The 12,995-nt window shown below is 69.6% G+C and carries 12 protein-coding genes; 4 read left to right on the forward strand and 8 right to left on the reverse strand.

The window, feature by feature from the left end; all coding sequences use genetic code 11:
* Window positions 1-31: 31 nt before the first annotated feature.
* From ACSFA5_RS25065 to ACSFA5_RS25075, 3 genes are all read right to left on the reverse strand, one after another.
* Window positions 32-220 carry a DUF2783 domain-containing protein gene (locus ACSFA5_RS25065; protein WP_435438825.1) on the reverse strand — a complete coding sequence of 63 codons (189 nt, stop codon included), beginning with the start codon at window positions 218-220 and terminating at the stop codon, window positions 32-34.
* 5 nt (window positions 221-225) lie between these two features.
* The gene (locus tag ACSFA5_RS25070) at window positions 226-1,869 is read right to left on the reverse strand and encodes an FAD-dependent oxidoreductase (RefSeq protein WP_435446756.1); all 1,644 of its coding nucleotides are present in this window, start codon (window positions 1,867-1,869) and stop codon (window positions 226-228) included.
* A gap of 160 nt (window positions 1,870-2,029) precedes the next feature.
* Window positions 2,030-2,998 carry an MBL fold metallo-hydrolase gene (locus tag ACSFA5_RS25075; protein WP_435446757.1) on the reverse strand — a complete coding sequence of 323 codons (969 nt, stop codon included), beginning with the start codon at window positions 2,996-2,998 and terminating at the stop codon, window positions 2,030-2,032.
* A gap of 137 nt (window positions 2,999-3,135) precedes the next feature.
* Here ACSFA5_RS25075 and ACSFA5_RS25080 point away from each other — a divergent pair, with 137 nt between their 5' ends.
* Both ACSFA5_RS25080 and ACSFA5_RS25085 read left to right on the forward strand, forming a co-directional pair.
* Window positions 3,136-3,999: an IclR family transcriptional regulator gene (locus tag ACSFA5_RS25080; protein WP_435446758.1), complete on the forward strand. Its 864-nt coding sequence runs from the start codon at window positions 3,136-3,138 to the stop codon at window positions 3,997-3,999.
* Window positions 3,996-4,736 carry an SIR2 family NAD-dependent protein deacylase gene (locus tag ACSFA5_RS25085; RefSeq protein WP_435446759.1) on the forward strand — a complete coding sequence of 247 codons (741 nt, stop codon included), beginning with the start codon at window positions 3,996-3,998 and terminating at the stop codon, window positions 4,734-4,736. Before ACSFA5_RS25080 ends, ACSFA5_RS25085 begins: the two co-directional genes overlap by 4 nt.
* A gap of 44 nt (window positions 4,737-4,780) precedes the next feature.
* On the opposite strand, the gene ACSFA5_RS25090 is transcribed toward ACSFA5_RS25085, so the two are convergent.
* The 5 genes from ACSFA5_RS25090 to ACSFA5_RS25110 form a co-directional block, all read right to left on the reverse strand.
* Window positions 4,781-5,440: an ABC-type transport auxiliary lipoprotein family protein gene (locus tag ACSFA5_RS25090; RefSeq protein WP_435446760.1), complete on the reverse strand. Its 660-nt coding sequence runs from the start codon at window positions 5,438-5,440 to the stop codon at window positions 4,781-4,783.
* Between the two features lie 25 nt (window positions 5,441-5,465).
* Window positions 5,466-6,425: an MlaD family protein gene (locus ACSFA5_RS25095; RefSeq protein WP_435446761.1), complete on the reverse strand. Its 960-nt coding sequence runs from the start codon at window positions 6,423-6,425 to the stop codon at window positions 5,466-5,468.
* A gap of 16 nt (window positions 6,426-6,441) precedes the next feature.
* Window positions 6,442-7,284, reverse strand: coding sequence for an ABC transporter ATP-binding protein (locus ACSFA5_RS25100; RefSeq protein ID WP_435446762.1), 843 nt, complete (start codon window positions 7,282-7,284; stop codon window positions 6,442-6,444).
* Window positions 7,285-7,288: 4 nt separating this feature from the next.
* Window positions 7,289-8,455, reverse strand: a complete 1,167-nt coding sequence (locus ACSFA5_RS25105; RefSeq protein WP_435446763.1) for an MlaE family ABC transporter permease — start codon at window positions 8,453-8,455, stop codon at window positions 7,289-7,291.
* Between the two features lie 186 nt (window positions 8,456-8,641).
* Window positions 8,642-9,589: a LysR family transcriptional regulator gene (locus tag ACSFA5_RS25110; RefSeq protein WP_435446764.1), complete on the reverse strand. Its 948-nt coding sequence runs from the start codon at window positions 9,587-9,589 to the stop codon at window positions 8,642-8,644.
* A 107-nt stretch (window positions 9,590-9,696) separates the two neighbouring features.
* Between ACSFA5_RS25110 and ACSFA5_RS25115 the strand changes: the two genes are divergently transcribed.
* Both ACSFA5_RS25115 and ACSFA5_RS25120 read left to right on the forward strand, forming a co-directional pair.
* Complete coding sequence (locus ACSFA5_RS25115; RefSeq protein WP_435446765.1) at window positions 9,697-11,205, forward strand: CoA-acylating methylmalonate-semialdehyde dehydrogenase; 1,509 nt, start codon at window positions 9,697-9,699, stop codon at window positions 11,203-11,205.
* 157 nt (window positions 11,206-11,362) lie between these two features.
* Entirely contained in the window at window positions 11,363-12,994 is a 1,632-nt protein-coding gene (locus ACSFA5_RS25120; RefSeq protein WP_435446766.1) for a GMC family oxidoreductase, read from the forward strand.
* Window position 12,995: the final 1 nt, after the last annotated feature.

The following is a 12,995-nucleotide window of genomic DNA, read 5'->3' on the forward strand; positions in this document are numbered from 1 at the left end:
AGGTTGGAATGCGAAGAATCCGTGGACGGGCTCAGCCGGCGCGCGCCGCGTCGAAAGCCTCGCGCAGCACGGCCAGCGAGCCGACATGGTTGGCCAGCACCAGCACGAGGCGCGCGTTGAAGGCGTGGCTCTCGTCGGTGGAAAGGCCCTGGTGCGCCTCGATGAGCGCCTCGTAGAAATCGTCGGGTGCGTCGAGGTGGGGCGTGGTGATCAGTTGCATCGTGTTCATGCCTTGGCCAGTGCGCGGGCTACAGCCGCGCGGATGTTCGTCGCCGTGGGTCGACGCCAGCGCGCGCACACGTGCTGGTCGGGTCGCAGCAGGTACACGGTACCGGGTTGCGCGTCGTAGCGCTGCAAGGCGAGTTCGGCCTCGGTGCCCACGCCTTCCACGCGCACGATGTGCACCGCAACGTCGCTGGCCTGCAGCGCCTGCAGGCTGCACTCGGCGGCTTCGCCCTGGCCGAAGACGAGCGCGGTGAAGCGTGCGACATGGCACTCGCGCAGCAGCCAGCCAGTGCCGCCGTCGACGCGCACCACGGGCGCGTCGGCCGCCGCGGCGCCCGGCACCATCGCGCCCGCGAAGCTGTCGGCATCGGCCGTGTTCAGCGGCGAGTCGCGCAGCACCGTGGCCACCGACAGCCGCCCGCTGTTGACCAGCGTGCGCGCGAAGGCATGGCGCTTCGTCAATTCGAGCACCGCGTCGCGGAACAGCCGGCTCACCTCGCTCTTGGGCGTGATGAAGTCGGTGGCGCGGGTGGAGTTGCGGATGTTCTCGTCGGCCGCGAATTCGCGCTCGCTGGCATAGCTGTCGAGCAGGGCGTCGGGCGCCTGGCCCTGCACCACCGCCGCGAGCTTCCAGGCGAGGTTGTCCGCGTCCTGCACGCCCGAGTTCGCGCCGCGCGCGCCGAAGGGCGACACGCCGTGCGCCGAGTCGCCCGCGAACAGCACGCGGCCGTGGCGAAAGCGCTCCATGCGCTGGCAGGCGAAGGTGTAGACGCTGGCCCAGCCGATCTGGAACTGCACGTCGGCGAAGCCGATGCTGTCGAGCAGCGCGCGCACGCGCGGCGTGATGTTTTCGGGCTTGCGCTCTTCCACCGGGTCGGCGTCCCAGCCGAGCTGGAAGTCGATGCGCCACATGCCGTCGGCCTGCTTGTGCAGCAGCACGCTCTGGCCGGGGTGGAAAGAGGGGTCGAACCAGAAGCGGCGCTCTGTAGGCAACTGCGCGTCCATGGTGATGTCCGCGATCAGGAAGCGGTCGCGAAAGGTGCGGCCCTTGGCCTCCAGCCCCAGCAGCTGGCGCAGGTTGGAGCGCGAGCCGTCGCAGGCGGCCACGTGGCCGGCCTGCAGCGTGTGGCTGCCGTCGGGCGTCTCCACCGTGAGCACCGCGCCGTCGTCGCGCTGCTCGATGCCCGTCACCTTGTGGTTCCAGCGCAGGTCGATCAGCGGCAGCGCCGCGGCGCGCTCCACCAGGTAGCCCTCGACGTAGTACTGCTGCAGGTTGATGAAGGCCGGGCGCTCGTGGCCGGGCTCGGGCAGCAGGTCGAAGCGGTAGACCTGCTCGTCGTGGAAGAACACCTTGCCCACGTTCCACGACACGCCCTTGTCGACCATGCGGTCGCCGCAACCCAGGCGGTCGAACACCTCCAGCGTGCGCTTGGCGAAGCAGATGGCGCGCGAGCCGCTGGACAGCGTGTTGTCGTTGTCCAGCAGCACGACCGGCACCTGGCGCAGCGCAAGGTCGATGGCCAGCGTGAGCCCCACGGGGCCGGCGCCGACGATCACGACGGGGTGGCAGGCGGGCGTGGCAGCAGGGGCGTCCTGGTCGGGGTGGCGCTTGTAGTCGAAGCGCAGGCTTTGGTAGTCGATCACGTGTTGTCTCCGTGTCTTGTCTTCTTTGTCTTTTGTCTTGCTCCTTCCCCTTCCGGGGGAAGGCTGGGATGGGGGCAAGCGGCCGTCGATGCAGCGCGGCGTTCAAGGCCGTCGGCCCCCACCCCAGCCCTCCCCCAGGGGAGGAGGGAGCAATGCGGGGTCAGCCCTCCAGGGCCTTCCACATGTCGATGTCCCGCTGCGCCGTCCACACGCGCGGGTCCGCATGGCCCGAGGCCTCGTCGTACGCGCGGCTCACGTCGAAGGGCATGCAGTGGTCGAAGATCACCCACTGGCTGTACTTGGGCTTGAGCTTCTCGTAGGTGTCCTTGTAGACCGCGTTCAGGTCGCGCCCGGCCTTCACGCCCTCCTGCACGCTGGCGTACACGTCGGAGATGAAGTTGCGCGTGCCCGTCAGGCCCTCGGCCACGGCCTCGGGCGTGGTGAGCGCGGCGCCGCGGCCCGGCACCAGCGCGGCGGGCTTCAGCGCGGCGATGTTGTCCAGCGTCTGCGGCCAGTCCTTGAAGTAGGCGTCGCCGGCGTACGGCGTGGCGCCGAACTCCACCAGGTCGCCCGACAGCAGCGTGCGCTCCTGCGGCAGCCACACGACCGTGTCGCCCTTGGTGTGGCCGCGGCCCAGCTGAATGAGCTGCACCTCGAGCTTGCCCAGCCACAGGGTCATCTTGCCGGTGAAGGTCATGGTGGGCCAGGTCAGGCCCGGGGGCACGGTTTCGACGTTCTGGAACAGGCGCGGGAAGCGGCCGATTTCGCTGGCCTTGTCTTCCTCGCCGCGCTCCACGATCAGGTCGCGCGTGTCCTGGCTGGCCAGGATGTGGCCGGCGCCCTGCGCGAAGTAGCCTGCCGCGCCCAGCACGCGCACCGCGTGGTAGTGCGTGAGCACCACGTACCTGATGGGCTTGTCGGTCACTTCGCGGATGCGGCGCACCACGTCGGCGGCCATGGCCGGGGTGGCTTGCGTATCGGCCACCAGCACGCAGTCGTCGCCGATGACGATGCCGGTGTTCGGGTCGCCCTCGGCGGTGTAGGCCCAGGCGTGTTCCGAGATCTGGCTGAAGGTGATCTTCTTCTCTTCCATGTCGGCCTGGCTGGCGAACTTCTTGGCTTGGCTCATCGTGTTGTCTCCGTCGGTGGGGTGGATCTTGAAATTCGTCTAAGGCGAACGAATTTGCTGTGAACGAATTTTGGCAGTGTAAGCGTCGGATCAGTTAATGTCTAATCCCTTCTTCATGAACGAACGATCGGCGGGCCATGGCAGCCAATGACACCGACCGCGCCCAGCGCGGCATCCAGAGCATCGAAGTCGGCGGACAGCTGCTGCGCGCGCTGGTGCACCACGGCCGGCCGATGGCGCTGAAAGACCTGGCGCGCGAGGCCGACATGACGCCCGCCAAGGCGCATCCGTACATGGTCAGCTTCGGGCGACTGGGCCTGATCGAGCAGGACCGCGCCAGCGGCCACTATCTGCTCGGCCCGCTCGCCTTGCAACTGGGGCTCATCAGCCTGCAGCAGGCCGACCCGGTGCACATCGCCACCCCGCTGATCGCCCAGCTCGCCCAGCAGCTCGGCCATACCGTGGCGCTGGCCGTGTGGGGCGCGCGCGGCGCGACCATCGTGCGCACGGCCGAGTCGCCTTCGCCGGTGCATGTGAACATGCGCCACGGCACGGTGTTCTCGTTGACCCACACGGCATCGGGCCGCGTGTTCGCCACCTACCTCGACGCAGCCGTGGTGCGCCAGTTGCTCGACGACGAGCGCCAGCGCCACAAGCAGCGCAAGGGCGCCGAGCCGCCGCCACCGGCCGGCATGCCGGCGGTGCAGCCGCTGCCATCGTGGAGCGACTTCGAGCGCCAGCTGCAAGAAGTGCGCGACCACGGCATCAGCCGCTCCGACGGCGAGGTCATCCAGGGCGTGAGCGCCATGGCCGCGCCGGTGTTCGACCACACCGGCGCCATCGTGCTGGCCGTGACCGCCATCGGTCCGGCCGGCATCTTCAACACCGCGTGGGACGGCGAGATTGCCCGCGCGCTCAAGGCCTGCGCGGACACCGTGTCGCAACGCCTGGGCGCGACCGTCGCGCCACCCGCAGCGAATTCCCCCAGACCCGAGCGATGACGCCTGCCGCACCCGATATTTCTTCTTTGGTCCACGCCGCCGCCGAACTGCTGGCCAACGCCCGGCGCATCGTCGTGTTCTCCGGCGCCGGCCTGTCGCGCGCCTCGGGCATTCCGACTTACCGCGACGCCGACGGCCTGTGGCAGAGCCAGAGCGCCCTGCAGTTTTCCCACGCCGAAGACCTGGCGCGCGACCCGTCCGGCTTCACCAAATTCTGGGCGCAGCGCCTGTCGTTGATCGAGTCGGCGCCGCCCAACGCGGGCCACGCCGCGCTGGCGCAATTGCAGCGGCTGCGCCCGGCCACGCGGCTGGTCACGCAGAACGTCGACGGCCTGCTCACGCTGGCCGGCGGGCAGGACGTGCTCGAACTGCACGGCTCGCTGCGCCGCTGGCGCTGCGACCACTGCGGCAACCGCAGCGGCCCGTGGCCCTTTCACCGCTGCCTGCGCTGCGGCTCCCACGCGCGGCCCGACGTGGTGATGTTCGGCGAGATGCTGAACGCGGGCGTGCTGCTCGACGCCCAGGTGGCGGCACAGGAGTGCGATCTGTTCATGGTGGTCGGCAGCACGACCATCGTTTACCCGGCCGCCGAGCTGCCGCAGACCGCGCTGGCGCACGGCGCGCGGCTGGTCACGCTCAACCTGGAGCCGCTGCCGCACCTGGACGAGGCGGCCACGGTGGTGCTGCGCGGCGCGGCCGAGGACCTGTTGCCACAGTTGCTGGCCGGCCTGGGCTGAAGGCCCGGCCCGTGCGGCCCGGCACAGCCCGCACAACTCTGTTGTCAGCGCGGTGTTTTCTGCTGCAGCTCGCCCACCCACTGCACCAGCTCGGCCGAAGCCGTGTCGCTGGCCGCGACCAGCGCCTTCACGCCGCCGGGCGCGTCGGCACTGGGCGCGGGGCTGCGCACGGTGAAGGTCCGCTGCCCCAGCACGCGGTCGCCGCCCGAGGTGCCGCGGATCAGCGTGGCGCGCAGGCGCACCAGGCCCACGCTGGCGCTGGCCGAATCGAAGTAGTGGCTGAACTCGTCCAGCGAGATGCGCAGCGTGTCGGGCACCTCGCCCTTGCCCCGCGCGATGGTCGCGCTTTCTTCCGGGCCGAGCACCATGCGCCGCGCGGCCAGCGCGTCGCGCAGGCGCTGGCGCAGCAGTTGTGCCGGCGGCTGGCTCCAGCGCGACTGGCCGTAGGGGCGCAGCTCGTTGGCGTCCGCGTAGCCCAGGCGGTACAGGATCTGCGTGCCGTCGAGCCGGGAGTTGCTCTCGAACTCGGCCAGCGCCAGCGTGGGCAGGCTGGCCACCGCAGGCGCGGCGGCCGGGGCCGTCATGCCGGGGCCGAAGTCGTAGAGCGTGGCGCGCGAAGGCTTGTCGGGCAGCGCACCGCAGCCGGCGGACAGCAGCACGAGGCCCACGGCCAGCGGGGTGGTCAGGGATCGGAGGGTGTTCATGGTCGGTGCTCCTGTGCGCCCGGTGTCATGGCCGCGCCGTGGCCGGCGCGCTGAAACCCGGCTCGCCCGGGCCCGCGGCCGCGCCGCCGTTGCCGAACAGCAGCGATTGCGGGTTGTCGTTGATGCTGTCCGCCGCGCGGCCCAGCCGGCGCACGGCGTGCGAGGTGTCGTCGGCCACGCGGTTCACGCGCGGCAGCGTGGCCGCGTTGAACGAATCGACCGCCTGCGCCAGCGCCTTGGTGCCGTCGCTCAGGCGTTCGACCGGACCGTCGGGCGCGTTCAACCGGCCCACGGTGGTGTTGAAGTTGGTGGCCACGCGAGAGACGTCGCTGGCCGCCTTCTTCACCGAGGCCATGGTGTCGGGCAGCCTGGTGAGCGCCGGGTTCAGGCCGGTCTTGACCGTGTTGTCCAGCGTCTTGAGCAGCGTGTTGGCGCTGGCCGAGGCGGCGGCGATGTTCTCCAGCGCATCGGCCGCGCGCTTCTGGTTGGGGTCGCTCAGCAGCTTGTTGGCGCGCTGGGTCACCTCTTCCACCTGGTTGATGATGGCTTCGCCGCGGTCCTGCAGCTGCGCCAGCATCGACGGCTTGAGCGGAATGCGCGGCGGGTCGTCGTCGTTGGGCTTGAGCACCACGTTCGAGCCGGCCTTGTCGTCCAGCGCAATGAAGGCCAGGCCGGTCACGCCCTGGTAGCTCAGCGTGGCATAGCTGGAGGTGGTGAGCGGCACGCGCTCGTCGACCGTGATGCGCACGCGCACGTTGCCCTTGACCTTGGGGTCGAAGTCGATCGACGTCACCTTGCCCACCGCGATGCCGCGGTAGCGCACCATGGCCTGCGGCTGCAGGCCGCTGACGGCCTCGCGCGTGGACAGTTCGTAGACGTTGCGCACGGTGTTGTCGCGCGTGAACCAGATCACCAGCGCGACGAGCGCGGCGATGAGGCCGAGCACGAAGGCGCCGGCGGCGAGGGCATGGGCCTTGTTTTCCATGGGGGCTACCTACCTTTCAGCGGCCCGCCTGCGCGGCGGGTTGCGATGGGGATGCTTCGGCGGGTTGGTCATGCAGCGCTTCCAGGGCGCGCTGGCCGCGCCCGCCGAGAAAGTATTCGTGAATGAAGGGGTGCGGGTACGCAATGACGTCGCGCGCCGTGCCGGTGACGATCACCTTCTGGTCGGCCAGCACCGCGATGCGGGTGCTCAGGTCGAACAGCGTGTCCAGGTCGTGCGTGACCATCACCACCGTCAGGCCCAGCTCGCGGTGCAGGCCGCGCAGCAGGTTGCAGAAGCTGTCCGACGCCTCGGGGTCCAGGCCGGCCGTGGGCTCGTCCAGCAGCAGCAGCGGCGGGTCCATGATGAGCGCCCGCGCCAGCGCCACGCGCTTGATCATGCCGCCCGACAGGTCCGACGGGCTCTTGTTCGCGTGCTGCGGCTCCAGGCCCACCATCTGCAGCTTCACCAGCGCCGCGTGTCGAATGAGCTCGTCGGGCAGCAGCTTCAGCTCGCGCAGCGGAAACGCGATGTTCTCCAGCACGCTGAAGGCCGAGAACAGCGCGCCGTGCTGGAACAGCATGCCCACGTTGGCCGCGCCCGAGGCGCTGAGCTCGCCGGGCTCCTGCCCCAGCACCTCCACCGTGCCGCGCGTGGGTTTTTCCAGCCCGAGGATCTGGCGCAGCAGCACCGTCTTGCCGGTGCCCGAGCCGCCGACCAGCGAGAGCACCTCGCCGCGGTCGATGTGCAGCTGCAGGTCGCGGTGCACCACCTGCTCGCCGTCGGTGTTGCTGAACACCGTCCACAGGTTGCGGATGTCCACCACGGTGGTGTCGGTGTCGGGGCGCACGGGCATGCTCATGGCGTCATCCCCGGAACCCGATGCCCCTGAAGAGCACGGCGAACAGCGCGTCCACCAGAATCACCGCGGTGATGGAGGTCACCACCGACTGCGTGGTGCCGCGCCCCAGGCTCTCGGTGTTGGGCTTGACCTTCATGCCGAAGTAGCAGCCGATCAACGCAATCAGCACGCCGAACACCGCCGACTTGGCCATGGCCAGCCACAGGTTCGAGATGGGCACCGCGCGCGGCAACGCCGAGAGAAAGTATGCCGGCGAAATGTCGAGCGCCGCGTCGGCCGCCAGCATGCCGCCGGCCAGCGCCGCCATCGAGGTCCACAGGCTGATCAGCGGCATCGCGATGGCCAGCGCCAGCACCCGCGGCATCACCAGCCGGAAGCCGTGCGCAATGCCCATCACGCGCATCGCGTCGAGTTCTTCGGTGACGCGCATCACGCCGATCTGCGCCGTGATGGCCGAGCCCGAGCGCCCCGCGATGAGCACCGCCGCCAGCACCGGCCCGAGTTCGCGCACCAGCGACAGCCCCAGGATGTTGACCACGAAGCTCTCGGCGCCGTACTGGCGCAGCTGCTGCGAAATGAGGTACGCCAGCACCACGCCGATCAGCAGCCCGACCAGCGCCGTGATGTGCAGCGCCGTGGCGCCGAACTGGTAGAGATGGCCCGAGAAGTCGCGCCACGGCCCGCGGTGCGGCGCGCGAATCAGCCGCCCCAGGTCGATCGCGAGCTGGCCGATGAGCCCGGTGAAGTCGCGCGCCACGACCATGGCGCGCGGCCCGTTGTGCGCGAACGCGCGAATGCGGTCTCTCAGCGTGGGCGGGGGCTCTTCGGGGGTGGCGACGGTGTACCGCGCCACCTGGTCGAGCACGGCCTTGTGCTGCGGCGCCATTTCGAGCGTGGCGGGCCATTCGTGGCGCCAGTGGTCCCACAGCAGTTGCGCGCCGATGTGGTCGAGCTGCTGGATCGGGCGCAGGTCCCAGGCGCGGTCGTCGGCGGTGGGGGCGGCTTCCAGGCTTTTGGACAGGCCCAGCCAGGCCGGCTTGGACGACATCCCCAGCGCGGTCCAGCGGCCGCTGGCCACTGTCCACTGCCGTCCCTCTTGCGCCTGCTGCGCGACGCGGGGCCACGCGCTGTCGGCGGCTGAAGCGTCGACAGGCGATATGGCTGGGGACATAGGGCGAATGAGAGGGAAAGTAGACAAAAAGCGGGGGGAAAGCGCATCGTAACCGCGTGCATCCGTGTGCTGTATGTCACAGACCCTTCGTTTGCGTAGGGCACCACGCCGTTTGTTCAGGTTTTCTTCAGGTTCGAGTATTGGCGAGGCTTGCCGCCGGATCGAGCGCAATTCCGACGGGACGATTCACGCCGAAAACCCTTCGGCCAACGCCGCCCGCAACCACCCCACGAACGCCGTCACCGCCTGCGGCACATGCGTGGCGTAGGGCCGTATCGCATAGAGCCGCTCGCCGAAGGCGCCCACCGATTGCCACTGCGGCAACACCTCCACCAGCTTGCCCGCCTGCAACGCCGACTGTGCGCTGAAGTCCGGCACCAGCGCAATGCCCAGCCCCGTCAGCGCCGCGTCGCGCAAGGCCTCGCTGTTGTTCGCGACCAGCGGCCCCGAAACCGGCACCGTGATGCGCGGCGCCGCGGCCTTGCCCTTGGGCGGCTTGCGGGGCTCGAAATGCCAGGTCGGCGTGTCCTGCGCGCGCGGGTAGTGCAGGCAGTCGTGGCCGGCCAGCGCCTGCGGTTCGCGCGGTGTGCCGCGGCGGCGCAGGTAGGCGCGGCTGGCCACCAGCAGCGAACGCGTTTCGCACAGCGTCCAGGCCACGTGCGTGTCGGGCGGCGCGGCCGTGTGGCGGATGGCCAGGTCGAAGCCCTCCATCGCCAGCGAACTCAGCCGGTCCGACAGGTCCAGCTCGATGCGCACCTCCGGCTGCGCGCGCAGGAACTCGGCCAGCCGCGGCACCAGCTGCTGGCGCGCGAAGGCCACCGGCGCAGTGACGCGCACCAGCCCGCGCGGCACGCCGGCCAGGTCGCGCACGCCGGCGAAGCTGTGCGCGATCTGCTCGAACGGCCCGCGCATGTCCTCCACCAGCCGCTGGCCGGCCTCGGTGAGCCGCACGCTGCGCGTGGTGCGCTGCACCAGGGGCGCGCCGGCCGCGCGCTCCAGCTCCGCGATGCGCTGGCTCATGGCCGCCTTGCTCACGCCCAGGCGCAACGCCGCGGCCGTGAAGCTGCCCTGCTGCGCCAGCACCGTGAGCCAGTGCAGGTGCGTCCAGAGCGCCTCGATATTTTGGGGTTTCATGCTTGCATTGTTCAGCAGAGCGAACAATAAGTTCAAGCCCCGTGGCTAGGCGCGCAGCACGCCGCTGCCTAAACTGCCGCCATCCTCCCCGACAGCAAAGCCCTTTCATGACCACCTCCCTCGACCATTTCATCGCCGGCAAGCCTGCCGCCAACACCTCCGGCCGCACGCAGGACGTGACCAACCCCGCCACCGGCGTCGTCACCGGCAAGGTCGGCCTGGCCGATGCGGCCCAGGTCTCGGTGGCCGTGGCCGCCGCGCATGCCGCCTTTCCGGCCTGGGCCGACACCCCGCCCATTCGCCGCGCGCGCGTCATGTTCAAGTTCCTGCAGCTGCTCAACGAGCACAAGGACGAGCTGGCCCACCTCATCACCGCCGAACACGGCAAGGTCTTCACCGACGCGCAGGGCGAAGTCAGCCGCGGCATCGACATCGTCGAGTTCGCCTGCGGCATTCCGCAGCTGCTCAAGGGCGACTTCACCGATCAGGTGAGCACCGGCATCGACAACTGGACCCTGCGCCAGCCCCTGGGCGTGGTCGCGGGCATCACGCCCTTCAACTTCCCGGTGATGGTGCCGATGTGGATGTTCCCGGTGGCCATTGCCGCGGGCAACACCTTCGTGCTCAAGCCCAGCCCGACCGACCCGAGCGCCTCGCTGCGCATGGCCGAGCTGCTGAAGGAAGCCGGCCTGCCCGACGGCGTGTTCAACGTGGTGCAGGGCGACAAGGTCGCGGTCGATGCGCTGCTCGAGCACCCCGACGTCAAGGCCATCAGCTTCGTGGGCTCCACGCCCATCGCCAACTACATCTACGAAACCGGCGCGCACCACGGCAAGCGCGTGCAGGCCCTGGGCGGCGCGAAGAACCACATGGTGGTGCTGCCCGACGCGGACATCGACCAGACGGTGGACGCCCTCATCGGCGCGGGCTACGGCTCGGCCGGCGAACGCTGCATGGCCATCAGCGTGGCGGTGCTGGTGGGCGACGTGGCCGACAAGATCATTCCCAAGCTCATCGAGCGCACCAGGACCCTGCAGGTGCTCAACGGCACCAACCTGGCCGCCGAAATGGGCCCGATCGTCACGCGTGCCGCGCACGAGCGCATCACCGGCTACATCGACCTGGGCGAGAAGGAAGGCGCGACGCTGCTGGTCGACGGCCGCGGCTTCGACGCCAGCCAGGCCGGCGAAGGCTGCGGCGACGGTTTCTGGATGGGCGGCACGCTGTTCGACCACGTCACGCCCGAGATGCGCATCTACAAGGAAGAGATCTTCGGCCCGGTGCTCAGCTGCGTGCGCGTGGCCAACTTCAAGGACGCGGTCGACCTGGTCAACGCGCATGAATTCGGCAACGGCGTGAGCTGCTTCACCCGCGACGGCAACGTGGCGCGCGAGTTCAGCCGCCGCATCCAGGTGGGCATGGTCGGCATCAACGTGCCGATTCCCGTGCCCATGGCCTGGCACGGCTTCGGCGGCTGGAAGCGATCGTTGTTCGGCGACATGCACGCCTACGGCGAAGAGGGCGTGCGCTTCTACACCAAGCAGAAGTCGGTCATGCAGCGCTGGCCGGAAAGCATCGGCAAGGGCGCGGAGTTCGTGATGCCGACGGCGAAGTAAGCTTACCCCGACTCTCGCGCACTGCGTGTCGCTCGCAGCCCCCCAAGGGGCGCGCTCCCGGCGGCCCGGCAAAGCCGGTTCCGCGGGAGCCCTGGCAAGGCAGCGGTGCTCGCAGACGTCGCGCCCCGAAATAAGAACGAGCGAATTGGAGACAACGTTGAGCGACACCACCTTCGACTACATCATCATCGGGGCCGGCACCGCGGGCTCGCTCATGGCCAACCGGCTGAGCGCCGACAAGCGCAAGCGCGTGCTGCTCATCGAGGCCGGCCGCAAGGACGACTACCACTGGATCCACATCCCGGTGGGCTACCTGTACTGCATCGGCAACCCGCGCACCGACTGGCTCTACAGCACCGAGCCCGACGCCGGCCTCAACGGCCGCGTGCTGCGCTACCCGCGCGGCAAGACGCTGGGCGGCAGCTCCAGCATCAACGGCATGATCTACATGCGCGGCCAGTCGCGCGACTACGAGCACTGGGCCGACCTGACCGGCGACGACGGCTGGCGCTGGCAGAACGTGCTGCCGGCCTTCAAGAAGCACGAAGACCACTACCTGGGCGCCGACGAAATGCACGGCGCGGGCGGCGAATGGCGCGTGGAAAAGCAGCGCCTGCGCTGGGACATCCTGGACGCCTTCGCGGCCGCCGCCGAGCAGGCCGGCGTGCCGCACTCCACCGACTTCAACCGCGGCAGCAACGAAGGCGTGGGCTACTTCCAGGTCAACCAGAAGAATGGCTGGCGCTGGAACACCGCCAAGGCCTTCTTGCGCCCCACCTGCTACGGCCGGCCCAACTTCGAGCTGTGGACCGGCGCGCAGGTCTCGCGCCTGCTGTTCGAGACGCAGCCCGACGGCACGCGCCGCTGCACTGGCGCCGAGGTGTGGAACGGCACCGAGATGGCAACCGCGTACGCCGAGCGCGAGGTGGTGCTGAGCGCGGGCGCCATCGGCTCGCCGCAGATCCTGCAGCTCTCGGGCATCGGCCCGGCCGACCTGCTGCGCCAGCACGGCATCGACGTGGTGCTCGACGCGCCCGGCGTCGGCGCCAACCTGCAGGACCACCTGCAGATTCGCGCCGTGTACAAGATCGAAGGCGCGCCCACGCTCAACGTGATGGCCTCATCGATGGTCGGCAAGGCGAAGATCGGGCTCGAATACCTGTTCAAACGCAGCGGCCCGATGAGCATGGCGCCCTCGCAGCTCGGCGCCTTCACGCGCAGCGCGCCCGAGCGCGAATGGCCCAACCTGCAGTACCACGTGCAGCCGCTGTCGCTCGACGCCTTCGGCGATCCGCTGCACAGCTTTCCGGCCTTCACCGCGAGCGTGTGCAACCTGAACCCCACGAGCCGCGGCTCGGTGCGCATCAAGAGCAAGCGCTTCGAGGACGCACCCGCCATTGCGCCCAACTACCTGAGCACCGATGAAGACCGCCAGGTTGCGGCCGAGTCGCTGCGCGTGACGCGCCGCATCGCCGGGCAGCCCGCGCTCGCCAAGTACAAGCCGCAGGAGTGGAAGCCCGGCGTGCAGTACCAGACCGACGAAGACCTGGCGCGGCTGGCCGGCGACATCGCCACCACCATCTTCCACCCCGTGGGCACCACGAAGATGGGCGCCGACGGCGACCCGATGGCCGTGCTCGACGCGCGCCTGCGCGTGCGCGGCGTGCAGGGCCTGCGCGTGGTCGATGCGGGTGCGATGCCCACCATCACCAGCGGCAACACCAACAGCCCGACCTTGATGATGGCCGAGAAGGCGGCGGGCTGGATCCTGGAAGACGCCGGGCGCTGAG

The sequence above is a fragment of the Variovorax monticola genome, from assembly GCF_051216855.1.
GTDB lineage: Bacteria > Pseudomonadota > Gammaproteobacteria > Burkholderiales > Burkholderiaceae_C > Variovorax.